Origin of the sequence: Phycicoccus sp. M110.8 (genome assembly GCF_032464895.1) — a bacterium.
Taxonomy (GTDB): domain Bacteria; phylum Actinomycetota; class Actinomycetes; order Actinomycetales; family Dermatophilaceae; genus Pedococcus.
On the sequence record NZ_JAWDIC010000003.1, the window covers coordinates 189001 to 212208 of the forward strand.

Annotated in this window: 26 protein-coding genes; 7 read left to right on the top strand and 19 right to left on the bottom strand. The window is 73.8% G+C overall.

All coding sequences use genetic code 11. The features are described from left to right. Positions 1-36 precede the first annotated feature (36 nt). The 4 genes from RKE38_RS14170 to sigE all read right to left on the bottom strand — a co-directional run bounded on the left by RKE38_RS14170 (position 37) and on the right by sigE (position 3472). Positions 37-414, bottom strand: coding sequence for a twin-arginine translocase TatA/TatE family subunit (locus tag RKE38_RS14170; RefSeq protein WP_316008133.1), 378 nt, complete (start codon positions 412-414; stop codon positions 37-39). Between the two features lie 12 nt (positions 415-426). Further along, positions 427-2163 carry a trypsin-like peptidase domain-containing protein gene (locus tag RKE38_RS14175; protein WP_316008134.1) on the bottom strand — a complete coding sequence of 579 codons (1737 nt, stop codon included), beginning with the start codon at positions 2161-2163 and terminating at the stop codon, positions 427-429. Continuing rightward, positions 2160-2750, bottom strand: a complete 591-nt coding sequence (locus RKE38_RS14180) for a hypothetical protein (RefSeq protein WP_316008135.1) — start codon at positions 2748-2750, stop codon at positions 2160-2162. Before RKE38_RS14180 ends, RKE38_RS14175 begins: the two co-directional genes overlap by 4 nt. A gap of 83 nt (positions 2751-2833) precedes the next feature. Beyond that, positions 2834-3472 carry an RNA polymerase sigma factor SigE gene (gene sigE / locus RKE38_RS14185; protein WP_316008347.1) on the bottom strand — a complete coding sequence of 213 codons (639 nt, stop codon included), beginning with the start codon at positions 3470-3472 and terminating at the stop codon, positions 2834-2836. Between the two features lie 165 nt (positions 3473-3637). Here sigE and RKE38_RS14190 point away from each other — a divergent pair, with 165 nt between their 5' ends. Next, positions 3638-4270, top strand: coding sequence for an O-methyltransferase (locus RKE38_RS14190; protein ID WP_310154582.1), 633 nt, complete (start codon positions 3638-3640; stop codon positions 4268-4270). Here the strand turns inward: RKE38_RS14190 and RKE38_RS14195 are convergent. The 3 genes from RKE38_RS14195 to RKE38_RS14205 all read right to left on the bottom strand — a co-directional run bounded on the left by RKE38_RS14195 (position 4267) and on the right by RKE38_RS14205 (position 6440). Beyond that, the gene (locus RKE38_RS14195; RefSeq protein ID WP_316008136.1) at positions 4267-4623 is read right to left on the bottom strand and encodes a hypothetical protein; all 357 of its coding nucleotides are present in this window, start codon (positions 4621-4623) and stop codon (positions 4267-4269) included. The genes RKE38_RS14190 and RKE38_RS14195 overlap by 4 nt on opposite strands. After that, positions 4620-6137, bottom strand: coding sequence for a leucyl aminopeptidase family protein (locus RKE38_RS14200; RefSeq protein ID WP_316008137.1), 1518 nt, complete (start codon positions 6135-6137; stop codon positions 4620-4622). The genes RKE38_RS14195 and RKE38_RS14200 overlap by 4 nt, the downstream gene beginning before the upstream one ends. Before the next feature lie 129 nt (positions 6138-6266). Beyond that, positions 6267-6440, bottom strand: a complete 174-nt coding sequence (locus RKE38_RS14205; protein WP_082590346.1) for a DUF3117 domain-containing protein — start codon at positions 6438-6440, stop codon at positions 6267-6269. A gap of 156 nt (positions 6441-6596) precedes the next feature. Here RKE38_RS14205 and RKE38_RS14210 point away from each other — a divergent pair, with 156 nt between their 5' ends. Further along, positions 6597-7406 (top strand): enoyl-CoA hydratase-related protein, encoded by an 810-nt coding sequence (locus RKE38_RS14210; RefSeq protein ID WP_316008138.1) that lies wholly within the window; start codon positions 6597-6599, stop codon positions 7404-7406. A 29-nt stretch (positions 7407-7435) separates the two neighbouring features. Here RKE38_RS14210 and RKE38_RS14215 read toward each other — a convergent pair whose 3' ends face one another. The 7 genes from RKE38_RS14215 to RKE38_RS14245 all read right to left on the bottom strand — a co-directional run bounded on the left by RKE38_RS14215 (position 7436) and on the right by RKE38_RS14245 (position 12326). Further along, positions 7436-8710 carry a hypothetical protein gene (locus tag RKE38_RS14215; protein ID WP_316008139.1) on the bottom strand — a complete coding sequence of 425 codons (1275 nt, stop codon included), beginning with the start codon at positions 8708-8710 and terminating at the stop codon, positions 7436-7438. Then, complete coding sequence (locus tag RKE38_RS14220) at positions 8707-9909, bottom strand: hypothetical protein (protein ID WP_316008140.1); 1203 nt, start codon at positions 9907-9909, stop codon at positions 8707-8709. The genes RKE38_RS14215 and RKE38_RS14220 overlap by 4 nt, the downstream gene beginning before the upstream one ends. Then, positions 9906-10487: a DNA-3-methyladenine glycosylase I gene (locus tag RKE38_RS14225; protein WP_316008141.1), complete on the bottom strand. Its 582-nt coding sequence runs from the start codon at positions 10485-10487 to the stop codon at positions 9906-9908. Before RKE38_RS14225 ends, RKE38_RS14220 begins: the two co-directional genes overlap by 4 nt. Next, on the bottom strand, positions 10484-10936 hold the full coding sequence (locus tag RKE38_RS14230; RefSeq protein ID WP_316008142.1) for an SRPBCC family protein: 453 nt from the start codon (positions 10934-10936) through the stop codon (positions 10484-10486). Before RKE38_RS14230 ends, RKE38_RS14225 begins: the two co-directional genes overlap by 4 nt. A 5-nt stretch (positions 10937-10941) precedes the next feature. Then, the gene (locus tag RKE38_RS14235; RefSeq protein ID WP_316008143.1) at positions 10942-11244 is read right to left on the bottom strand and encodes a DivIVA domain-containing protein; all 303 of its coding nucleotides are present in this window, start codon (positions 11242-11244) and stop codon (positions 10942-10944) included. A 38-nt stretch (positions 11245-11282) separates the two neighbouring features. Continuing rightward, positions 11283-11534: a hypothetical protein gene (locus tag RKE38_RS14240; RefSeq protein WP_316008144.1), complete on the bottom strand. Its 252-nt coding sequence runs from the start codon at positions 11532-11534 to the stop codon at positions 11283-11285. A gap of 75 nt (positions 11535-11609) precedes the next feature. Further along, positions 11610-12326: a TIGR00730 family Rossman fold protein gene (locus RKE38_RS14245; protein WP_316008348.1), complete on the bottom strand. Its 717-nt coding sequence runs from the start codon at positions 12324-12326 to the stop codon at positions 11610-11612. 163 nt (positions 12327-12489) lie between these two features. Here RKE38_RS14245 and RKE38_RS14250 point away from each other — a divergent pair, with 163 nt between their 5' ends. Next, the gene (locus RKE38_RS14250) at positions 12490-13842 is read left to right on the top strand and encodes a serine hydrolase domain-containing protein (protein WP_316008145.1); all 1353 of its coding nucleotides are present in this window, start codon (positions 12490-12492) and stop codon (positions 13840-13842) included. 69 nt (positions 13843-13911) lie between these two features. Here RKE38_RS14250 and dapE read toward each other — a convergent pair whose 3' ends face one another. Further along, entirely contained in the window at positions 13912-15021 is a 1110-nt protein-coding gene (dapE, locus tag RKE38_RS14255) for a succinyl-diaminopimelate desuccinylase (protein ID WP_316008146.1), read from the bottom strand. Positions 15022-15086: 65 nt separating this feature from the next. On the opposite strand from dapE, the gene dapD reads away from it, so the two are divergent. Both dapD and RKE38_RS14265 read left to right on the top strand, forming a co-directional pair. Next, on the top strand, positions 15087-16019 hold the full coding sequence (gene dapD / locus RKE38_RS14260) for a 2,3,4,5-tetrahydropyridine-2,6-dicarboxylate N-succinyltransferase (protein WP_316008147.1): 933 nt from the start codon (positions 15087-15089) through the stop codon (positions 16017-16019). Between the two features lie 2 nt (positions 16020-16021). Further along, a complete protein-coding gene (locus RKE38_RS14265; RefSeq protein WP_316008148.1) occupies positions 16022-16915 on the top strand; it encodes a hypothetical protein in 894 nt (297 codons plus the stop codon). Positions 16916-16948: 33 nt separating this feature from the next. Here RKE38_RS14265 and RKE38_RS14270 read toward each other — a convergent pair whose 3' ends face one another. From RKE38_RS14270 to fdxA, 4 genes are all read right to left on the bottom strand, one after another. Continuing rightward, complete coding sequence (locus tag RKE38_RS14270) at positions 16949-18616, bottom strand: phosphodiester glycosidase family protein (protein ID WP_316008149.1); 1668 nt, start codon at positions 18614-18616, stop codon at positions 16949-16951. A gap of 123 nt (positions 18617-18739) precedes the next feature. After that, positions 18740-20035 carry a citrate synthase gene (locus RKE38_RS14275; protein ID WP_316008150.1) on the bottom strand — a complete coding sequence of 432 codons (1296 nt, stop codon included), beginning with the start codon at positions 20033-20035 and terminating at the stop codon, positions 18740-18742. 113 nt (positions 20036-20148) lie between these two features. Next, the gene (gene dapC / locus RKE38_RS14280; protein ID WP_316008151.1) at positions 20149-21267 is read right to left on the bottom strand and encodes a succinyldiaminopimelate transaminase; all 1119 of its coding nucleotides are present in this window, start codon (positions 21265-21267) and stop codon (positions 20149-20151) included. 16 nt (positions 21268-21283) lie between these two features. Beyond that, positions 21284-21610, bottom strand: a complete 327-nt coding sequence (gene fdxA, locus RKE38_RS14285; protein ID WP_310154534.1) for a ferredoxin — start codon at positions 21608-21610, stop codon at positions 21284-21286. Between the two features lie 21 nt (positions 21611-21631). Here fdxA and RKE38_RS14290 point away from each other — a divergent pair, with 21 nt between their 5' ends. Both RKE38_RS14290 and RKE38_RS14295 read left to right on the top strand, forming a co-directional pair. Then, complete coding sequence (locus RKE38_RS14290; RefSeq protein WP_316008152.1) at positions 21632-22669, top strand: GNAT family N-acetyltransferase; 1038 nt, start codon at positions 21632-21634, stop codon at positions 22667-22669. A gap of 123 nt (positions 22670-22792) precedes the next feature. After that, positions 22793-23203: a VOC family protein gene (locus RKE38_RS14295; RefSeq protein ID WP_316008153.1), complete on the top strand. Its 411-nt coding sequence runs from the start codon at positions 22793-22795 to the stop codon at positions 23201-23203. Positions 23204-23208 lie beyond the last annotated feature (5 nt).

A 23208-nucleotide genomic window follows, 5' to 3' on the forward strand; every position in this document is an offset into this window, starting at 1 on the left:
GCGCAGGCACACGCTCGCCTGTGCGCAGACGAGCGATCAGGTGGCGTCGTCGTCGAAGGGCGTCGGCAGCGACGGGTCGCGTGACACCGGGCCGGAGCCGGGCGTCGACGCCGCAGCCGCTGCGCCCGCCGCGGCCGCCGAGGTCTCCGGCTCGAACGGGGTGGGGTCCATGAGCGCCTCGCGCACGATCCGCCGCGGGTCGTACTGGCGCGGGTCGTACTGGCGCCAGTCGATGTCGTCGAACTCCGGCCCCATCTGCTCGCGCAGCTGACCCTTCGCACCCTCGGCCATCGCGCGCGCCTGGCGCACGAGCCGTCCCAGCTTCGCGGCATACTCCGGAAGCCGCTCGGGGCCGAGGATCACCACCGCCAGCACGATCAGCAGGATGAACTCCCAGCCGTTGACGCCTGCCACGAGCCCTCCTGCTCAGCTGCCGGACTTGCCGGCCAAGGTCAGTGTGACCTCGATCGTCTCACTGCCGCGACGGACCGTCATCGACACCCGGTCACCGACGCTCTTGGCGCGGATGGCCACGACGAGGTCGTCGGCACTGGTGACCTTGCGGCCGTCGAACTCGACGATGATGTCACCCGCCTTCACCCCCGCCTTGCCGGCAGGGCCGGACGGGTCGACCGGGTCACCGCTGTCGGCGGTGCCCTTCGGCAGGATCCGCACGCCGTCGCCGGTGTACTGGCGGTCGAGCACGACCCCGATCACCGGGTGCTGCGCCGAGCCGGTCTTGATGAGCTGCTCGGCGGTCTTGACCACCTGGTCACTCGGGATCGAGAAACCGACGCCGATGTTGCCGGACTGGGTGTCGGTCGAGCCGGGGATGCGCGCGATGGCCGAGTTCACGCCGATCACCTCGCCGCGCATGTTCAGCAGCGGGCCGCCGCTGTTGCCCGGGTTGATCGCCGCGTCGGTCTGGATGGCGTTGATGTACGACTGCTGGTCGCCGTCGCCGCCGGGGCTCACGGGCCGGTTCAGCGCGCTCACGATGCCGCTGGTGACGGTGGACTCCAGCCCGAGCGGGGCCCCGACCGCGATGACCTGGTCGCCGACGACGACGTCCTTGGAGGCTCCCATGGTGAGCGGCTCGAGGCCGGTGCGCTGGGTCTTCAGGACGGCGAGGTCGTACGAGGCGTCCCGGCCCACGATGGTGGCGGAGATCTCCGAGCCGTTGGAGAGCTCGATCTTGATCGTGCCGTTGTTCGCGGCGCTGGCCACGACGTGGTTGTTGGTGATGATGTGCCCGTCGCGGTCCAGGACGAAGCCGGAGCCGGTGCCCGCGCCGTCGGCACCGCGCACCTTGATGGTGACGACACTGGGCAGCGCCTTGGCGGCGATGTTCGGGATGGAGCCCTCGGGCCGCGCGGTCGACCCGGTGCCGGCAGTGGGGATCGAGGACGGGGTGCGGTCCAGGCGGCCGAAGTCGACGCGGTCGGTCGCGCCGAGCCAGCCGCCGAACATGCCACCGAGGACGGCGGCGACCAGCGCGGCAGCCGCGGCGACGGCCACGAGGGCACCCCAGCCGGGGCCCTTCTGCTGCGGCGCGGTCGCCGGCACGGGGTGGGCACCTGCCCACGGGGCCGCGCTGCCGGCATACCCGGCGTCCGCGGAGGGTGCGGTGATCGGGTCCCAGCCGCTGCCGGGCAGGCCGGCCGAGGGGGCGCCCTGCGCGTGCGCGGGCGTGCCGTGGTCGGTGGCGGCCGCGACCCCGGACGCCGCACCGGCTGCGGCACCGGCGCCGTACGCCGCACCGGGGCCGTCACCGGGCTGCTGCGCGTGCGCGGTCGGCTCGTAGCCGGTGGGTTCGGGGCCCGGGGCGGCGGGCTGGGCCGGCCAGCCGGTCGGCTCGTGCGCCCACACGGGCTGGGTCGGTGCAGCGTCGGGGGAAGAGGTCGGTGCAGCGTCGGGGGAACTGCCCTCGGGCCCACCGTGGGCGGAGGCAGCCGCGGCGGAGTCGATCTCCTGGGTGTGCGACAGGTCGACCGGCTGGGTGTGCTCGGCAGGGCGCGGAGGCGCCCACGGGTCCCAGTGGTCGGCAGCCGGCACCGGGTGGGCATCCTGCGGCTCGACGGCAGGAGCAGAATCGCCCGGTGCGGCGGTGCGCTCGTCGTCGGCGCCCTGAGGGCTCGCCTCGGGGTCGCGCTCGTTGGTCATGGCGTCGATTCTGCCGAACGTTGGCGCGCTCCGCTGACAGTGGGTCCAAGGTTCGGGGCCGCCACGGCGGTGCCGGCCGAGCTCCCGAAGCCACGCACGGTGAACGCAGCGGTCGCGAAGCCGGGCTGGGCCGACCGCGCACGCTGTACCGCGGGCGACGCAGGGGTGGTCGGCGAGGGCGTACCTGCTCCTCCGCCGGTCACGACGAGCCCCCAGGCGGCCGCAGCCGTCGCCCCCGCCGCGATGCCGGCGAAGACGGTGGCACGGCGCACCGACCGGTGCAGCGCCGGGGCGCCGCGGTCGACCACCGGCACGGGGGCGACGGGGACGGGCGGCAGGTGGTGCGTGACGGTGCCACCGGGGCGCGTCCCCCGGCCAGGGGACGCCTGGCCGGTCACGTCGGCCGCCTCGGGGCGCAGCGGCTGCTCGGCCACGGCCAGCAGGAGCGAGCGCAGGTCGCCGGGCACGGAGGAGCAGGCCGGGGACCGCAGTGCCTGGAGCACCCGGCGCTCCTGCTCGACGAGGGCACGGCAGCGCGTGCACACGACGAGGTGGCGGTCCCAGTGGAGCAGGCTGGCGGCATCCATGGCCCGGTCCGCATAGGCGGTCAGGCGGTCGCCGAGGCACCGGCCGCCTCGCGGCGCCGACCCCCCGACCAGCCCGAGCCGCGTCATCGCGACCCCGGCACCGCCCGGCCCAGCACCGGCAGTCGGCGCCGGGGCGTGGCGGGACGCTCGGAGTCCGTCGCGGGGCGCCCCAGGGAGGGGTCGCGGTGGGCCAGCGACTCGCGCAGCTGCGCGCGGCCGCGGTGGATGCGCGAGCGCACGGTGCCCAGCTTGATGCCGAGCGTGGCCGCGATCTCCTCGTAGGACAGGCCCTCGATGTCGCACAGCACGACGGCGGCCCGGAACTCCGGCGACAGCGCGTCGAGCGCCCGCTGGACGTCGTCGTCGAAGTGGGTCGCGTCGTACGTGGCCTCGGGACCCAGGTCGCGACTGGGCAGGCGGGCGGCGGACTCGTCGGACAGGGCGTCGAAGCGGATGCGCTGCTTGCGGCGCATCTTGTCGAGGAAGACGTTGGTGGTGATGCGGTGCAGCCAGCCCTCGAAGGTGCCGGGCTGGTAGGAGTGCAGCGAGCGGAAGACGCGGATGAACACGTCGTGGGTGAGGTCCTCGGCGTCGTGCGGGTTGCCGGTGAGGCGGTACGCGAGCCGGTACACCCGGGCGGAGTGCTGCTCGACGATCTCCTCCCACGAGGGCGGCACCCACGCGGGCTGGTCCTGGCTCTCTGCCCGGGGCGTGCCGATCATGTCGGTCGCGGTCACGTCCCTCACCTCCGGTCGGCGCACCCGGAGGTGCGTGCTGTGCACTCGGTCCAGACGACCGACTGGTTGAAATCGTTCCCCACCAACCTGAGCGTTTCCTGAACATCCTGCGGTCCGGGGAGACACCCCCACGGCAGTAGGGTTTGCGGCATGAGCGCACAGAAGCCCGCAAGCTGGGCGTATGCCGAGGAGTTCGTGACCGAGAACGAGGTCATCGAGTCCGCCCGGCACCGCGGCGAGGAGCTGGGGGCGGTGCCCGTGGGCAACGGCGCCGGCGTCCTGCTGCGCCTGCTGGCGGCGGCGGTGCGTGCCCGGTCGGTCGTCGAGATCGGCACCGGGGGCGGCACGTCCGGGCTGTGGCTCCTGCAGGGGATGCCCGAGGACGGCATCCTCACGACCATCGACGTCGAGGCCGAGCACCAGGGCGCGGCCCGCAAGGCGTACGCCGAGGCCGGGATCGCCCACCAGCGCACCCGCGTCATCACCGGCCGGGCCCTTGACGTCCTGCCCCGCATGACCGACGGCGCGTACGACATGGTGGTCGTGGACGCCGACAAGCGGGAGTACCCCGAGTACGTCGACCACGCCATCCGGCTGCTGCGCTCGGGCGGGGTGCTGGTCCTGGACAACATGCTCTGGCACGACAAGGTCGCCGACCCCGCCGCCCGCGACGCCGAGACCACCATCCTGCGCGACCTCGGCAAGCGGCTGCGCGATGACGAGCGCCTCGTCCCGGCCCTCCTGCCGGTCGGCGACGGCGTGCTCGCCGCCGTCAAGCGCTAGGCGGTGCCGGGGCCGGGGCCGCGCCGGAAGCCCTCGGGTCCCTCGGCGATCGCCACGACCTCGAACGGCTCGACGAGCACCGGTGCCGACCCGATGATCTTGCTGCCGGCCGACTGGGCCGCCTCGGCGCTGAACTCCTTCTGGAAGTCGTCGCGGTAGACGGCCTGGTCGAAGACGTAGGTGCCCTCGAACCAGCTGCCCTCGACCATCCGCCACGTCTTGAACGCGAGCCCGTCGAGGAACATGAACTTCGCCATCGAGGTCCCGACGACGTAGTCGCGCAGCTTGCCCGCCACGTCGGCGGGGGCCTCCTCGAGGGACCAGCGGACGGTCAACCCGTACCCGGCGTTCATCGCATCTCCTCCAGCCAGTGCAGGAGCAGCCGGGCACCGAAGCCCGTGCCGCCCTTGGTGTGGAGCCCGCTGTCGACGTCGGAGCGGCCGACCCCGGCGATGTCGAGGTGCGCCCAGCTCCGCGAGCCCGCGAACTCCCGGAGGAACAATGCTGCCGAGATCGAGCCGCCGCCGCCCCCGAGTCCCGCGATGTGGTTGATGTCGGCGACGTCGCTGTCGAGGGTGGGGCGGTAGTCCTCGACCAGCGGGAACGGCCACAGCAGCTCGCCGGTCGCCTCCCCCGCCCGGACGAGCGCCTCGCCGACGGCGTCGTCGGTGGCGTACACCGGGGCCATCGAGCGGCCCAGCGCGACGCGGGCGGCGCCGGTCAGGGTCGCGATGTCGAGCAGGACGTCGGGCTGCAGCTCGAGGTCGGCGTATGCCAGGGCGTCCGCCATCACGAGCCTCCCCTCGGCGTCGGTGTTGCCGATCTCGACCGTCCGGCCGCCGTAGTGGGTGATGACGTCGCCGGGCCGGTAGGACGCGGCGCCCACGGCGTTCTCCGCGAGCGCCAGCAGGCCGGTGACCCGCACGGGGACGGCCAGGTCGCGGCAGGCGGCCAGCACGGACAGGACGATGCCGGCGCCGCTCATGTCGGTCTTCATCGCGAGCATGCCCTCGGCCGGCTTGATGTCGAGCCCGCCGGTGTCGAAGGTGATGCCCTTGCCCACGAGCACGACGTGCGGCGGCCGCGCGCCCGCCCCCTCCGGCGTCCAGTCGAGGCGGACCAGGCGCGGCGGGGTGGCCGAGGCGGCGCCGACGGCGAGCAGGCCGCCGAAGCCCTGCGCCCGCAGCTCGCGCTCGTTCCACACGGTCACGTCGAGGCCGTGGCGCCGGCCCAGCGTGCGCGCCTGGGCGGCGACCCAGGCCGGGTTCTTGGTGTTCGAGGGGACGACCGCCAGGTTGCGGGCGAGCATGGTCGCGGTGGCGCGTCGCACCGACCGCCGGACGACGTCCCCGTCGTACGACCCCACGAGCGCGACGGCCTGCACGGGGGCCGGGCTGGCGCTGGTGCGCTCGCTCAGCCACCGCGGGCTGGTGTACCCGCCGAGGGCCAGGCCCTCGGCGAGGGCCGACTGCAGTGGCGCCGGCTCCCCGGCCCCCACCGTCGTGACGAGGGCGGCACGCCCCCGCACCGCGCGGCCGAGCGCCGCACCCGCCGCCCGGAGGTCGGCGACCGAGCCGGTCCCCATGCCGACGAGCAGCACCGTCCGGGCCGCCCGCTCCCCGGGCGGCAGCGGGACGGCGGTGACCGCGCCGGCGGTCGACGGTGGCTCCCACGTCGCCTGGACCACGGTGGCGTCCAGCCCGACCAGCTCGAGCGCCTCGGCCCCGGCCGGGCCGATGCCGTCCCCGCCCACGGCGACCGCCAGGGCCAGGTCGGCCGGGTCGTGGTCGGCGAGGACGTCCGCGAGGGGTCGGTGCTGGACCGACCAGTCGCTGGTGGAGGGGGTCAGGAGCTCGGGGTCTGGCACGGCCCCGACCCTACCCACCCGGCCGGGCCGGCCGGCATACCGGCGGCGACCTGTCCCAACAGGTGCCGGGACGACGAAGGACCCCGGCCGGGCATGCCGGCGGGGGTCCTTCGTGGTGGGGCCGAAGGGCTACTTCAGGCCCTCGCAGTTGTCGATGGCGTCGCCGAGGGCACGCACCTCGTCAGGGGTCATCTCGACGACGAGCCGACCGCCACCCTCCAGGGGCATGCGCAGCACGATGCCGCGACCCTCCTTGGTCACCTCGAGCGGGCCGTCGCCGGTCCTCGGCTTCATTGCCGCCATGGGGATGTGTCCCTTCCGTCAGGCGTGGTTTGGCTGGGCACACGGGTCCACGCCAGTGGTCGTCGGTCAGCAGGTGCGCGCCAGTTTTGCCTCATTATCCCGTGAACAGCCTCACAGGTGAAATCCGCCCCACCGCGTGCCCGGCATGATGACGCCATGACCGACACCCCCGCTCCCGGCCAGTCCCCCGTCCTCCTCGAGCGCGACGGCGCCGTCGCCACCGTGCGGTTCAACCGGCCCGACGCGATGAACGCCCTGGACGTGGCGACGAAGGAGGCGCTGCTGGCGGCCCTGACGGAGGTGGCCGGGGATCCCGAGGTGCGCTGCGTCGTGCTCACCGGGTCCGGGCGGGCCTTCTGCGTGGGGCAGGACCTGCGCGAGCACGTGACCCTGCTGCAGTCCGACGACCCGTCCCTGTGGGAGACCGTTCCGACCCACTACAACCCCGTCGCCGAGCTGCTCGCGACGATGGACAAGCCGGTCGTGGCCGCGCTCAACGGGGTGGCGGCGGGCGCGGGTGCCGCGTTCGCGATGGCGGCCGACATCCGCATCATGGTCGACACCGCGGGGTTCAACCTCGCCTTCGCCGGCATCGCCCTGTCCTGCGACTCCGGGTCGTCGTGGTGGCTGCAGCGCCTGGTCGGACCGGCGCGGGCCAAGGAGCTGCTCCTGCTGCCCCGCACCGTGCCGGCCGACGAGTGCCTCGCCCTCGGCCTGGTGACCACCGTCGTGCCCGCGGAGGAGTTCGAGGCGGAGGTGTCGCGGGTCGCCGCGCAGCTCGCCGCCGGCCCGACGATGGCCTACGGCTCGATCCGGCAGGCCGTGGCGTACTCGGCCGCGCACCCGCTGGCGGAGTCGCTCGCGCGTGAGGGCGAGTACATGGCGCGCACCGGCGCGAGTGCCGACCACCGCGCGGCCGTCGACGCGTTCCTCGCCAAGGAGAAGCCGGTCTTCACCGGCCGCTGAGAGGGGCGACGGGTCGGGACGGGGGCGCCTCACGGCGGCGCGGCCGCCCACGGCGTGTACGTCAGCAGCGTGCAGGTGAACCAGAACATCCCCAGCACGAGGACGACCGCCACGACACCCACCCGACGCCGCCAGTGCGGCACGATCCGCGCGCCGGTGGACGTCCGCATCGCGACCGAGGCGACGAGCGCGGCGATCGGGAAGTCCAGCAGGAGGAAGCGCCACATGCTCGTGATGGGCCGCACGACGGCCAGCAGGTAGAGCGGGTACGCCAGCGCCCACACCCGCAGCTCGACGGCGAGCCAGCGCCCGTGCCTCCCGAGGATGAGCGCGATGTACGTCGCGACGAGCGAGACCAGGACGAGCACGCCGAAGAACCCGTGCGACTCCCACGCCCACGCCAGCCAGAGCACGAACGGCCCCGACTCCGGCTTCTGCCCCCACGCCGCCTGCACGTCGAAGAACGCGGTCGGCAGCCCGCTCACGAGGCCGACGACGACCGGCCACGACAGCGAGGACACTGCCGTCGCCGCGATCATCAGCCCCGCCGTGACCCGCTGGCCGGCCAGTGGCGCCACCCCCGCCGCCCGGTCCTCGCGCCACCGCAGGACGAGGTGGGCCAGCACCGCGCACGCGATCGCCGGGGCCACCGCCCGGGTGAAGCCGAGGACGAGCGCGAGCGTCGCCACCCAGGCGTAGCGCCGCTGCATGAGCAGGAGCAGCGAGCCGGCGATGAGCACCGCCGCCACCGCCTCCGTGTACGGCATGACGAGCACGCCCGTCGCCGGGTAGAGGCACCACAGCGACGCCGCCGTCAGGGCGAGGCGCTCACGGGCCGGCTGGGGCGAGGCGTGCAGGGCGAAGTGGAAGCAGCGCCACACGAGCAGCGTCGCCGCGGCACCGAGCAGCAGGTTGAGCGTGACCGCGGCCCCGAGGAACGGCAGGCCCGTGACCATGAGGCCGCGCACGAGGAACGGGAAGACCGGGTAGAACGCCCACTCGCTGTAGGTCAGCAGGCCCGTGTCGGGGTCGGCCGGCAGGGGAACCGGGTAGCCGGTCTGGGCAATCCGCTGGTACCAGACGCCGTCCCAGCCGCCGAGGATGTCGGCGACGTTCGGGTCGACGTGCCCCACCCCGGCGGGGGTCTGGAACCAGACGGCGGCCACGCCCATGGCGGCCACGACGAGGACGCGCGACACGGCATACACGAGCAGCAGGTAGGCCACCGGGTGGCGCAGCGCCCGCTGCGCCACGGCGCTGCGGCCCGCGGAGGTGCGCAGCGCGGTCAGGCCGGCGGCGCTCACGGCGGGTAGTCCGAGGGCGGGTGGAAGACCAGCAGCTTCCAGATCCAGGCGACCTGGCCGACGACGCCGAGCGCGACGAGCACCCCGGCGCGCGTCCACAGCCAGCGGGCGCCGCGCTCGACCCAGCCACCGCCCAGCATGACGGCCACCAGGGGGAAGAGCGGGAGCGCGTAGCGGAAGATGCTCGTGAACGGGTCGAGCACGAGCGCGAGGTATGCCGGGTAGGCCAGGCACCACGTGCGCAGCTCGGGACCCAGCGCGGTCGCCCACGGCCCGAGGGTGAGCACGACGATCGCCGTCACGAGGGCTGCGAGCCCCACGGGTCCGTAGACCGCTGCGCCGTCGAAGTCGCGGAAGGCCCACTGGGACATGCCGAGCCAGGGCTTGAGCGGCTCGATGACGTGGCCGACCCGCCACGCCGCCATGGTGTCCGTGTAGGCGGTGCGCACGCCGGTCACGTGCCAGGCGACGAGCGGCCACAGGATCGCCCCGAGCCCGCTGCAGGCGAGGGCGAAGGCCCCCGCGGCATACTCTCCCGCGCCGACCGGCTCACGCCGGCGGCCGCGCCAGCGCAGGAAGAGGGCCACGGCCACCACGGCCACCACCGGGACGGCGATCGGCCGGGTGAGGCCGAGCACCAGGGCCGCGACCCCCGCCCCGACCCACTGCCTGCGGAGGACCGCCCACAGCAGCAGGCACAGCACGAGCATCGCCATCGACTCGGTGTACGCCAGCTGCAGCGAGACGGCGGCGGGGAAGGCCGCCCACACCGCGACCGTCGCCAGCGCCACCGGGCGGCCGACCTTCTCGGCGAGCAGGACGGCCATGACCAGCGCGGCGCCGAGCCCGCACAGGAGGGCCACCGAGGACGCGACGAGCGGAAAGCCGAAACCGGTGAGGTCCATGAGCGCCCGGGACACGAGCGGGAACAGCGGGTAGAACGCCCAGGCGTTCTGCGCGACCTGGCCGTCCGGCAGGCGCGGCAGGACGTGCGGGTAGCCGAGCTCGGCCACGTGCCGGTACCAGCTGCCGTCCCACAGCACCGTCATGTCCAGCGGCTCGACCGTGGGACCGGTCCAGTCCATCATCACCGGCTGGCGGTGCGAGGCGATGACGAGCAGCACCCAGCTGACCGCCCTCAGGACGAGGTAGACCAGGCCCGCGCGCCAGAGCAGGGCGCGCACCGGGGACCGGCTCACTCCGGGCCGCCGGCCCGGTGGCACCCCAGGAGGTGGTCGTCCACGAGCCCGCAGGCCTGCATGGCGGCGTACATCGTCGTCGGTCCGACGAAGGCGAAGCCGGCCTTCTTCAGAGCCTTGGCGAGGGCGACGCTCTCGGGAGAGGTGGCGCGCAGCTCGGCGGTGCTGCGCGGAGGGGTGTGCTGCTCCGGCCGGTGCGACCAGACGAGGTCCTCGAGCCCGCCCTGCTCGCGCAGGCCCAGGACGGCGCGAGCGTTGGTGATCGCGGCGTCGACCTTGAGCCGGTTGCGCACGATGCCGGCGTCGGCCATGAGGCGCTCCCGGTCCGAGTCGTCGAAGGCCGCGACCGCCTCGGGGTCGAACCCGGCGAACGCCGCGCGGAACGCCTCGCGCTTGCGGAGGATGGTGATCCACGCGAGCCCGGACTGGAACGCCTCGAGGGTGATCCGTTCGTAGAGGGCCTTCTCGCCGTGGACCGGCACGCCCCACTCGCGGTCGTGGTAGTCGAGGTAGTCCGGGGTCGAGCCGGCCCAGGCACACCGCGCCAGGCCGTCCGCGCCGACGACGACTCCGCTCACCGGGGCGCCCCCGCGGCCCGGTCCAGCATCGCCGCGATCGCGCGCCCGTAGAGCCACTCGCTGCCCCGGGCCACCAGGGGGTCGAAGAGGCGCTTGGCCGGCAGCGGCCGGACGACGGCGTCCTCGCGCCAGTCCAGACGGGTGCCGTCGCCGTCGGGTGCCACGGTCACGTCGGCCCACCCACCGAGCACCCGGCCGGTCTTGACGACGCGGAACCGGCCTGCACCGTCGGCCGGCGGCTCCCAGACGGTCACGAGCATCGAGTCGCGGAACGCCAGCGGCCCGAGGCCGCTGATGCCGGCGAACCCCCAGCCCGGGGTCGGCTGTCCGGCATCGAGCCGCATGCGCGTGAGCGGCATCCAGTCCGCGTAGGCAGCGAAGTCGGTGACCGCCGCCCAGACGGCCTCCGGGCTCGCCGGGGAGTGACGGGTCAGGTGGAAGCGGGCCATGGCGGTCAGCCGTCGGCGCGAGGCGTCGGCGCGGCGACGTCGCGCGGGTCCTGCGCGGCCTCGAGCTCGGCGATGCGGGCCTGCAGCTGGTCGAGCACCGCGTCGACCTGGTCCATGCGGTAGCCGCGCAGCGCCGTGTCGAACCGCACGGTGGAGACCTCGCTGGCCGGGAAGTGCTCGGAGAGAACGGGATCGGCCTGTGTCGTGGTTGCCGGGGCCATCGGGTCGTACCCGATGCGACCGGTCACGAGGGCGGCGAAGCCACCCACGAGCAGCACCGCGACGACGATGAAGAAGACCCAGACCACGCGCCCGATCGTCGCACGTCCGGCTGGGAGGGACCTAGTCAGCCCGCCGATCCGGCCTCGGGGACGTCGGCCGTGGCGAGGGCCGGGGCGGCGGCTGCGCGGGTCAGCATCTCGACGACGTGCGGCACATCCTCGGGCGCGAGCCGGACGGTGGCCTTGCACACCGAGTCCTGCCAGATCGACAGCACCACCCGGCCGCTGGCCGGGTGGCCGGAGATCCGCAGCGTGCGGCCCGCGACGTCGCGGCCGAGCACGACGTCGCCCAGGCGTGGCAGCGGCGACACGGTCATCGCCCCATTCTCCCGGGCGCCCGGCGCCGCGTCCATCCCCGGTCGCCCGAGCTCGGCCCGCCCTGCCCGACGCAGCTACTCGGGCCGCTTGGCCGCCACCTGCTCGTCGGCCTCCAGGATGATCCTGACGGCCTCGTCCACGTCGTCGGTGAGGTGCAGCAGGTCGACGTCCCGGGGGCTGACGGTCCCGGCCTCCAGGACCGTGCCGCGCAGCCAGTCGAACAGCCCGCCCCAGTACCCCGTGCCCATGAGCACGATCGGGAACGAGGTGACCTTCTGCGTCTGGACCAGGGTCACTGCCTCGAACAGCTCGTCCAGGGTGCCGAACCCGCCCGGCAGCACGATGAAGCCGCGGGCGTACTTCACGAACATCGTCTTGCGGGCGAAGAAGTAGCGGAAGTTGACGCCGAGGTTCACGTGCTCGTTGAGGCCCTGCTCGAACGGCAGCTCGATGCCGAGCCCGACCGACGCGCCGCCCGCCTCGTGCGCGCCCTTGTTGGCCGCCTCCATGGCGCCGGGCCCGCCACCGGTGATCACGGCATACCCGGCCTCGGCGAGCCGGCGCCCGACCTCGGCGCCGAGCTCGTAGAACTCGGTGCCGGGCTTGGTCCGCGCCGACCCGAAGACCGAGACCGCCGGGCCGAGCTCGGCCAGCGCGCCGAACCCCTCGACGAACTCGCTCTGGATCCGCAGGACGCGCCACGGGTCGGTGTGCACCCAGTCGGTCGGGCCCCGCGAGTCGAGCAGCCGCTGGTCGGTCGTGGTGCCGGGCACCCGCGACCCGCGGAGCATGACCGGCCCGGTGCGGTACTCGACGTCCCACTCGGTGGCCCCGGCGGTCTGCCCCAGGTCGTCTCCGGTGTGGCTCAGGTCCTCGTGGTCGCTCACACGGCCAACCTAGGCCACCGCGGCCGACGGGCTCGGGAACTGCGCGCTGCCCGCTAGGGTCGCGGAGGTGGACAGCACCCTGCAGGACAGCACCCGCCGACGGCTGCGCGCCATCGCACTCGAGCGCCAGCGGACCGGACGCGTCCCCGGCGTCGCCGCCGGGGTGGTGCGTCGCGGCGAGCTGCTCTGGACCGACGGCATCGGGACGGTCGACGTCTCCGCGCCGCGGGCGCCCGGCCCCGACGACCAGTTCCTCGTCGCCTCCAACACCAAGTCCTTCACCGCTGTGCTCGTCATGGCGCTGCGCGACGAGGGACGGCTCGACCTCGACGACCGGCTCGACGAGCACCTGCCCGGCGTCACCCAGCGGGCGACCGTGCGGCAGGCCCTCGCCCACGCGACCGGGCTCGCCCGGGAGCCGCTCGGCGACATCTGGGAGACCCTCGAGCAGCCCGACCTCGCGACGCTGATGGCCGACTTCAACGCCATCGAGCGGGTCGGCCGCCCCCACGACCGCTGGCACTACTCCAACGTCGTGTATGCCGTGCTCGGCGAGCTCGTGGCGCGGCTCGACGGCCGCCCGTGGGAGGAGTCGCTGCGGGCGCGCATCCTCGAGCCGCTCGGGATGACCCGCACGACGGTGGGCTTCGACGACGGCCCGCGGGCGACGGGGTACCACCTGTCCCCCTTCCACGACGTCCCCCAGGTCGAGCCCGTGGTGGACCTGCGGGCGATGGCGCCGTGCGGCGCCCTGGTGAGCACGGTGTCCGACCTCGCGCGGTGGAGCGGCTTCGTGGCCGACCCCGACCCGTCGGTGCTGTCCCCCGACACGTTCGAGGAGATGACCCAGCCGCAGCTGATGACCGACCCCGACGGCTGGACCGGCGCGATGGGGCTCGGCTTCTTCCTCGTGCGCTCGCCGCGGGGCCGCACGTGGGTCGGGCACACCGGCGGCATGCCGGGTCAGGTCAGCGGGGTCTTCACCCACCGCGAGAGCGGCACGGGCGGCATCGTCCTCATGAACAGCTCCTCCTCCCCCGACCCGACGGCCTTCGCCCTGGCGCTCGGCGACCACGTCGTGGACCACGACCCGGCCGAGGAGCCCGCGTGGCAGCCGGGGACGTCGGTGCCCGCGCACCTGGTGCCGCTGCTGGGCCGGTGGTTCTCCGAGGGCAGCGGCTACACCTTCAGCGTCCGCGAGGGACGGCTCGAGGCCAGGGCGGACGCCGCGCCGGCGGACCGTGCGCCGTCGGTGTTCGAGCGCCTCGACGAGGACACCTACCGCACGGTCTCCGGGCGCGAGCGCGGCGAGCTGCTGCGGGTCACCCGGGGGCCCGACGGCGCGGTGCTCAAGCTGAACTGGGCGACGTACCTCGTCTCGCGCGAGCCGCTGGCCTTCGGCGAGCAGCCCTCGAGGTAGGCCGGGGACCGCCCGCGGCCGGCCGCCTCCGGCTGACCGGCCGCCTCCGGCCGGCGGGCCGGACCGGGATCAGGCGAGCCAGCGCAGGAGCGCGGCCTCCGCGGACTCGAGCTGGGCCACCGGCACCCGCTCCTCGTCGTGGTGGGCGAGGTTGGGGTCGCCCGGGCCGAAGTTGACCGCGGGCACGCCCATCGCCGCGAACCGCGCCACGTCGGTCCAGCCCTGCTTGGCCACGACGTCGACCTCCAGGGCGTCGACGAACGCCCGGGCGGCCGGGCGGTCCAGCCCCGGCCGGGCTCCGCCGGCGTTGTCGACGATGGTGACGACGAAGTCGCTGAAGAGCTGGTGGACGACGGCAGCGGCGTCGTCCTCGGACTTGTCGGGCGCGTACCGGTAGTTGACGGTCACCACGCACCGGTCGGGGATGACGTTGCCGGCGATGCCACCGGCGATGCCGACGGCGTTCATCGCCTCGCGGTACTCCAGGCCGTCGACCTCGACGGTCTCCGGCTCGTACGCCACGAGCCGCGCTAGCACCTCGGCGGCGTCGTGGATCGCGTTGTGCCCGTTCCACGGACGGGCGCTGTGGGCGGCGATGCCCTTGGTCACGACCTCGGCGCGCAGCGTGCCCTTGCAGCCGCCCTCGACGATGGAGCCGGTCGGCTCGAGCAGGACGGCGAAGTCGGCGTCCTCGATGAGGTCGGGCCGCTGCTGGTGGATGTGCAGCAGGCCGTTGTACTGGCTGTCGATCTCCTCGCCCTCGTAGAACACGAAGGTCAGGTCGCGGGACGGCTCGGCGACCAGGGCCGCCTTGAGCTGCACGGCGACACCGCCCTTCATGTCGACCGTCCCCCGGCCCCACAGCTCCTCGCCCCGGCGCTGGGTGGGCAGGTTCGCCGGGTCCGTGGTCAACGGCACGGTGTCGATGTGCCCGGCCAGGACGACCCGCTCGGCGCGGCCGAGGTCGGTGCGGGCCACGAGCGTGTTGCCGATGCGCGTCGTCGTGAGGTGCCCCAAGGGCGCCAGCGCCGCCTCGATGGCGTCGCAGACGGTCGCCTCGTCGAGGCTGACCGACTCGATGTCGCACAGCGCCGCGGTGAGCGTGACGACGTCCGCGGACAGGTCGAGGACGGGGGCGGTGGCGGCGTTTCCGGGGGTGCTCTGGGGGCTGCTCGACATGCCCGCCACCCTAGTCGGGCTGCGGATTCACGGAGCGCGCCGCACCTCTCGTACCCTTGGTCGCCATGAGCAGCGAGCGCACCGCCTGGGGACACGGCCTGGCCACGATCCACGACGACGGAGCCGTGCTCGACGCATGGTTCCCGCAGCCCGCCCTGGGTGGGCGCCCCGACGGCGCGGACGTGCCGCAGGCGCTCGAGGCGCTCGTGGGCAAGGACAACGTGCGCCGCGTGCGCCGCGAGGTCGTGACCATCGAGGTCGACCTGGACGCGGCACCGGCCGACCCGTGCGACGCCTACCTGCGGCTGCACCTGCTCTCGCACTGCCTGGTGGAGCCCAACACGGTCAACCTCGACGGCCTGTTCGGCGTGCTGACCAACGTCGTGTGGACCACCCAGGGGCCGTGCGCCGTCGACGGCTTCGAGCTGACCCGCGCCGGCCTCCAGGCACGCGGGCCGGTGCAGGTGCTCGGCGTCGACAAGTTCCCGCGCATGGTCGACTACGTCGTGCCCGCCGGCGTCCGCATCGGCGACGCCGACCGCGTCCGACTGGGGGCGCACCTCGCGCCGGGCACCACCGTGATGCACGAGGGCTTCGTCAACTTCAACGCCGGCACGCTCGGCCACTCCATGGTCGAGGGCCGCATCTCCCAGGGTGTCGTCGTCGGCGACGGCTCCGACGTCGGCGGCGGCGCCTCGACCATGGGCACCCTGTCCGGCGGTGGCACCGAGCGCGTCCGCATCGGCGAGCGCTGCCTGCTCGGGGCGGAGTCGGGGCTGGGCATCGCGCTCGGCGACGACTGCGTCGTCGAGGCCGGCCTCTACCTCACGGCCGGCACCAAGGTCACCCTGACCGACGGGCGCGTGGTCAAGGCCCGCGAGCTCTCCGGGCAGGACAACCTGCTGTTCCGCCGCAACTCCGTCACGGGCACCGTCGAGGCGCTCGCCCGCGACGGGCACGGCATCGTGCTCAACTCCGCGCTCCACGCCAACGACTAGGCATGTCCACCCCCAGGCGACGCGCACCCCTCGCCGAGCAGCGCCGCCCCCGACGCGGGATGCGCCGGCTCCTGACCCGGCTGGTGCTGCTGCTGTTCGTGGTGGCGGTCGTCGGGGCCGGCGTCGTCGGCATCCGCGGCCTGCTGCACAGCTTCGGCGGCCCCGAGTGCAAGGCCACGGCCCTCGGCAAGAGCGTCACGTTCGACCCGAGCCAGACGGCATACGCGGCCACGATCGACGCGGTCGCGGAGAAGCGGGGCCTGCCCGCCCGGGCGGCCACCATCGCCATCGCCACGGCCATCCAGGAGTCGAAGCTGCGCAACCTCGCCTACGGCGACCGTGACTCCGTGGGGCTCTTCCAGCAGCGCCCGAGCCAGGGCTGGGGCACCGAGAAGCAGATCCTCGACCCGGTCTACGCGACGAACAAGTTCTACGACGCCCTCGTGAAGATCGACGGCTACGAGCAGATGCGGATCACCGAGATCGCGCAGAAGGTGCAGAAGAGCGCCTACCCCGAGGCCTACGCCGAGCACGAGCAGGAGGGACGGCTGCTGGCCTCGACCCTCTCGGGCCACTCCCCCGGTGGCCTGGGCTGCCGCCTCAAGGACGCCACCGACGGCAAGCCGGCCGCCCTGCGCAGCGCGCTGGCCGCCGAGCTGGGCGTCACCTCCTCGGTCAAGGGCACGACCCTCACGGCACGCGCCGGTTCCGAGCGGCGGGCCTGGAGCGCCGGTGCGTATGCCGTGGCCAAGGCCGAGCAGTTCGGCGCGACGTCGGTGACCGTCGGGTCGCGGACGTGGACCCGGACGACGGGCGCCGACGGCTGGAGCTGGCAGGCGGCCCGCACGCCCGTCGGCAAGGACACCGTCGTCGTCAGGTTCGCCGGCACGGGCTGAGGCTCGACCCAGCCCGGCTGCACCCCAGCGCCGTCAGCGCACGACGATGGCGTCGCCGACCGGGCGCTCCCCCGCGGCGTCGGACGGGTGGCTGACGAGCTCGTCGCGGACGACCATCGCGGTCGACCCGCCACCGTCGAGGTTCATCGCGTCGACCATGCCGAGCGACCGCGCGACCGCCGCGGTCTCCGGGATCGACAGGCCGAGCTCACCGAGCTGGCGGCCGTCGACGGTCACGAGCAGAGTGCGACCCGCCGCGTCGACCCCGGCGAACGTGCGGGGGTTGCGCTGGAGCACCCAGCCGTAGGCGAAGCTCGGCTCGCCCGGGTGGACCATGCCGTCCTGGCGCTGGGTCACGTGGACCTGCCCGTCGCGGACCAGCTCCGGGCCGCCGTTGAGCACCGCCGTGCCGGGCAGCGCCAGCGGCCGCCGGCCGTCGGTCAGCCCGGTCTGCACGCCCACTCGCTGGCCAGGGCGGAGCGCCGCCACCAGCGCCGCCCGGGCCCCGGTGCCCTGGAGCGACCGCTGGCCGCCCGCGAGCGCGACCCCGCGGGTCGAGGCGACGGAGACGACGCGGCCGGAGCGGTCGAGGACCGCCTCGGCGCCCGGGCCGGCAGGCGTGCTCGCCCCGTAGGCGGGAGTGAACAGCACCAGCTCGTCGGCGTCGGTGCAGGTGAAGTCGTGCAGGGGCAGGGACGTCGGCTGGTCGTCCGCGGTGCCACCGCAGTTGCGGATGAGGCCTGGGACCCGGTTGAGACCGTCGAGGACCTGGCGGCCGGACGGCAGGCCCACGCTCGCCTTCCAGGTGGGGCGGACGACCTCGGTGTGGCGGGCGCGCGGGTCGAGGACGAGCACGGGACGGGTCCCCACCGGCTCGGACTCCAGCCGGCCGTCGTAGACGCCGGCGCCGGCCGGGTCGCCCTCGGCGCCGGCCTTCGGGTCGAGGACGAAGAAGCCGGCGTTGATCGCGACCTTCGCCTTCTCGTACCGCGACAGCCAGGTCGGGGTCTCGCGCGCCTCGATGGTCGGGCCGAACGTGCCGGCCAGGGTCCCGCGGAACGTCCGGGGGTCGATGGTCACGACGTTGACCGTCCACGGACCCTTGGCGGTCGACGTGCCGTCCCACCCGGCATACCAGGCACGGCCGAAGAAGCCGGCGGCCTTGAGCCGGGCGGCCTCGGCCGTGGCCTGTGCCTGGCTGCCGAAGGTCGTCGTGAGCCGCACCCGCCAGCCGAGCACCCCGGCGGGGACGTCGGCGACGGCCGGCTGGAGCACCTGCTGGGCCTGCGCGGGGAAGCCGGCCGCGGTGAGCCGGTCGGCGAACGCGCGGGCGCTGGCCTCGTCCTGGATGGCACGCGGCGGGGCGTCCGGGTCGGGGCTGCTCGCTCCGGAGGGGATGCTCACCTCGACCACCCACGGGACGGAGGCGTCGGGCGCGCCCCGGGTGATCCGGGTCCACGTGACCCCCGGCTCGACCTGCTGCACGGTGCGGGTCTCGGGGAGGCCGGCCGGGCCCAGGTCCAGCGGGCCGCCTGTGGGCGCGACCCCGCTGGGCCGGGCACCGACCGTGGAGCCCGAGCGGGCACCTGCGGCAGGGGCCGCGTCGTGGCCGGGCGGGGAGGCCGTCGCCGGGGAGCTCGCCACGGCTGCCGCCGCCGCGAGACCGAGGGTGCCGACCGCTGCCGCCCAGGTGCGCCTCATGCGCCGAAGGCTACGACCGATTCGCCCCTTTCGCCCGGTGAGGTCCGGCCGCCCGGTGCCGGTGGCACGACGACGCCCCCGGCCGTGGGCCGGGGGCGTCGAGGAGCGTGCGTGGGCGTCGGGTCAGCGCTCGCCCATGCCGACGTAGTCGCGCTCGGTGTGGCCGGTGTAGATCTGCCGCGGGCGGCCGATCTTGGTCTGCGGGTCCTCGATCATCTCGCGCCACTGGGCGATCCAGCCCGGCAGGCGGCCGAGGGCGAACAGCACGGTGAACATGCGCGTCGGGAAGCCCATCGACTTGTAGATGAGGCCGGTGTAGAAGTCGACGTTCGGGTAGAGCTTGCGCTCCACGAAGTAGTCGTCCTCCAGCGCGCGCTGCTCGAGCTGGAGCGCGATGTCGAGCAGCGGGTCCTGCACGCCGCCCTTGTTGAGGATCGTGTCGGCCGTCTTCTTGATGATGGCGGCGCGCGGGTCGTAGTTCTTGTAGACCCGGTGGCCGAAGCCCATCAGCTTGACGCCGTCCTCCTTGTTCTTCACCTTCTTCACGAAGGTGTCGACGTCCCCGCCGTTCTCGTGGATCGAGCTGAGCATCTCCAGGACGGCCTGGTTGGCTCCGCCGTGGAGCGGGCCGAACAGGGCGTTGATGCCGGCCGAGACCGAGGCGAAGAGGTTGGCCTGCGAGGAGCCGACGAGACGGACCGTCGAGGTGGAGCAGTTCTGCTCGTGGTCGGCGTGCAGGATGAGGAGCAGGTCGAGCGCCTTGACCATGTCCTCGTCGAGGTCGTACGGCTCGGCCGGGAAGCCGAACGTCATGCGCAGGAAGTTCTCCGGCAGGGACAGCGAGTTGTCCGGGTAGAGGAACGGCTGGCCGACGGACTTCTTGTAGGCGTACGCCGCGATCGTCGGGAGCTTGGCCATGAGGCGGACGGTCGAGATCTCGACCTGCTCCTTGTCGAACGGGTCGAGGCTGTCCTGGTAGAAGGTCGACAGCGCCGAGACCGCGGAGGACAGCACCGGCATCGGGTGCGCGTCGCGGGGGAAGCCGTTGAAGAACGCGCGCAGGTCCTCGTGCAGCAGGGTGTGGCGGCGGATCTTCTGGTCGAAGTCGTCCAGCTGCTGCTGGGTCGGCAGCTCGCCGTAGATGAGGAGGTAGGACACCTCGAGGTAGCTCGACTTCTCGGCGAGCTGCTCGATCGGGTAGCCGCGGTAGCGCAGGATCCCGGCGTCACCGTCGATGTAGGTGATCGCGCTGCTGCAGGATGCGGTGTTGACGAAGCCGGTGTCGAGGGTGACGTTGCCGGTCTCCTTGAGCAGCTTGGAGACGTCGTAGCCGTCGTTGCCCTCGGTCGCCTTGACCAGGCCGAGCTCGAGGGTCTTCCCGCCGGCCGTCAGGGTGGCGCCAGCCGTTGCGTCAGTCATGTGTGTGTCCCATCTTCCACGAGTGTGTGCGGGCACCCGTCGGGTGTGCGTCGGGGCGCTCGTCGCGCCTGCGACGCTACCCCAACCGTGCTCGCGGCCGGGAATCGGGCTGGTCAGGCCCCGAGGCGGCGGACGGCCTCCGCGATGCGCTCGTCGGACGCGGTGAGGGCGATGCGGACGTGCTCCCGGCCCCGGTGCCCGTAGAAGGTGCCGGGCGCGACGAGGATCCCCCGGTCGGCCAGGGCCGCGACCGTCTCCCACGCGTCCTCACCCCGGGTGGACCACAGGTAGAGACCCGCCTCGGAGGAGTCCACCCTGAGGCCGAAGCCCTCGACCGCGGCCTTGAGGGCCTGCCGGCGGGCGGCGTACCGGGCCTTCTGCTCGGCCACGTGCTCGTCGTCGCCGAGCGCCGCCGTCAGCGCGACCTGGACGGGCCACGGCACGATCATCCCGGCGTGCTTGCGCACCTCCAGCAGCTGCCGCACCAGGGCGACGTCGCCGGCGACGAAGGCGGCGCGGTAGCCCGCGAGGTTCGACTGCTTGCTCAGGGAGTACACCGCGAGCAGCCCCTCGTGCGAGCCACCGGTGACGCGGGGGTCGAGGATCGACGGCGTGGTCGGTCCCTCCGAGTCCTCCCGCCAGTCGAGCTCGGCGTAGCACTCGTCACTCGCGACGACGACGCCGTGCTGCCGCGCCCAGGCGACGACCTTGGCGAGGTGCTCGACGCCGAGGACCTTGCCCGTCGGGTTGCTGGGGGTGTTGAGCCACAACAGCTTCGGCGTCGTCGCGGGCGTCAGCGGGCCCAGGGCTGCGAGCCCGTCGACCACGGTCGGGGTCGCACCGGCGAGCCGGGCCCCGACGTCGTACGTCGGGTAGGCCACCGAGGGGAAGCCCACGAGGTCACCGGGCCCCAGGCCGAGCAGCGTGGGCAGCCACGCCACCAGCTCCTTGCTGCCCACGGTCGGCAGCACCCCGGCGGGGTCGAGGTCGGGCACCCCGCGCCGCCGCGCGAACCAGCCGGCGACCGCCTCGCGCAGGGCGGGGGTGCCGTACGTCTGCGGGTACCCGGGCGCGTCGGCGGCCGAGCGCAGGGCCTCCTGGACGACGTCCGGGGTGGGGTCGACCGGCGTGCCGACGGACAGGTCGACCATGCCCCCGGGCACGGTACTCGCCCGCTCCTTGTACGGAGCGAGCGAGTCCCAGGGGAAGTCGGGGAGGACGCGTGAGGTCACGCGCGGACCTCCGCGCTCACTCGTCGTGCGACTGCGGGGGGAGGTCGGCGATGAGCGGGTGGTCCTTGTTGATGACGCCGAGCTTGGCAGCACCACCGGGGCTGCCCAGGTCGTCGAAGAACTCGACGTTCGCCTTGTAGTAGTCGGCCCACTGCTCGGGGACGTCGTCCTCGTAGTAGATCGCCTCGACCGGGCAGACCGGCTCGCACGCACCGCAGTCGACGCACTCGTCGGGGTGGATGTACAGCGAGCGCTCGCCCTCGTAGATGCAGTCGACGGGACATTCCTCGATGCAGGCCTTGTCCTTGAGGTCCACACAAGGCTGGGCGATCACGTACGTCATGCCGCACATACTATGCGGCGTGTGTCAGGCGATGTCGGCAACCTCCACGTCGGGGCCCGGGTGGTCGTCCGGTGGCGCCTCGACGCCCCCGACGCCGCCACCGGCGCGACGCTGACGGACTCCGTCGGCACGCTCGTGGACCTCACCGGCGACGCCCTCGTCGTGGAGACCAGCCGCGGGCCCGTGCGCGTGCCCCGGGACCGGGTCACGGCCGCCAAGGTGGTGCCGCCCCGCCCCTCCCGCCGCGGCGCCGCCCACCTCGCCGTCTCGGTGGACGACCTCCAGCGCGTCATGGCACCCGCGTGGGGCGCCCTCGAGCGCGACAGGATCGGCGAGTGGGAGCTGCGGGCCTCGGCCGGCTTCACCCAGCGGGGCAACTCGGTGGTGCCGGTGGGCGACCCGGGCATGCCCCTGGAGCAGGCGGTGGACCAGGTGGAGGCCTGGTATGCCGGGCGCGGCCTGCCGGCCAAGCTCGCCCTGGCGGGCCCCGAGGGCTTCGACCCCGGCGACGACCCGCTCGGTGCCCTGCTCCTGCGCCGCGGGTACACCGAGGGCAGCCGGACGCTGGTGCTGACGGCCTCGACCGAGCGCGTCGCCGCGGCCGACCCCGGTGGCCCGGAGGTGCTCGTGTCCGACGATGCGCCGCCGGAGTGGCTGGCGACCTACCTGCGCACCCGATCGACCGTCCCCGGGGTGAGCGAGCGCGTGGTCACCGGCAGCCCGGAGCACCTGTTCGGGCAGGTCCGTCCCGGTGGTGGGCTGTCCCAGAAGCTCGGGCTCCGGGACGCCGACGCCGCGGGGGCCACCCCGATCGCACTGGGCCGCATGGGCATCGCCCACGGCTGGGCGGGACTCGGGGCGGTCTGGACCGACCCGGCATACCGGGGTCGCGGCCTCGCCGCCCACCTCACCGCCCGACTGGCGGCCGCCGCCCGGGCCCGAGGCCTGCACCTGGTGCACCTGCAGGTCGAGCACGACAACGCCACCGCGATCCGGCTCTACCGACGGCTCGGCTTCGACACCCACTCGAGCTACGTCTACCTCACCCAGCCGCGATAACGGGTGGCGCGGGCGGCCCGCTGACGCAAGGCTGCGCGTCATGACCATCTCTCCTCGGCCATGCTCCTCTGCCGTGCGGGCCTCGCTCGCTGGCGCCCGCTCGTGTCCTGCGGCGGTCGTCGCATGACCAGCCGGATCATGCACACGTCCGTCGACAGCCGGAACGCCCACGCCCAGTCCGTCTGGTGGTGCGCGGTCCTGGGGTTCTCCGAGGACCCGCGCGACCCCAACCTGCCCGGGCACGAGGAGTGCATGATCTTCTCCCCCGACGGCCGGACCCGGGTGCTGTTCATCGAGGTGCCCGAGGGCAAGGCGGTCAAGAACCGGCTGCACTTCGACCTCTACCCGCAGGACGTCACCCGGGACGAGGAGGTCGAGCGTCTTCTGGACATGGGGGCGACCATGCACCAGGACCTGCGCAAGGACGACGGTGGTGGCTGGGCCACCCTGCTCGACCCGGAGGGCAACGAGTTCTGCGTGCTGCGCAGCGTGTCCGAGCGGCCGGACCCCTACGCCCACCTCGTGCGCGACTGAGCGGT